Below are 256 nucleotides of genomic sequence, written 5' to 3'. Positions count from 1 at the left end.
GCAGGAGAATGCCGGGTTGGCCTTCCTCAATTTTCGAGTTGTTCAGGATCGAGGACAGCGATGACGACCCGAAGTAGCCGTGCTTGGACGAACCGTCCATCACGACTTCTACAAACTTGTCACCAAACCCCAGCAGCGCGGAAAGGCGGCGCACCAGCTGGGTCTTGCCGACGCCGGTCATACCCCACAGGTTCACGATCACGGGACGCGTGATCAGCTGTGGGAAGATGTACCAAGCACTCACGCTCTCGATTAC

General features: G+C 57.8%; 1 protein-coding gene. It reads right to left on the bottom strand.

The window, feature by feature from the left end:
- The coding region (locus AC1RPJ_RS07725; protein ID WP_481762835.1) for a hypothetical protein at positions 1 to 256 on the bottom strand (256 nt) is incomplete at both ends.

The organism is Dellaglioa sp. CoH-57-MRSF-17 (assembly GCF_056782015.1).
The sequence above is the reverse complement of the archived record's forward strand: the minus strand, read 5'-3'. Positions and strand labels throughout refer to the sequence as shown.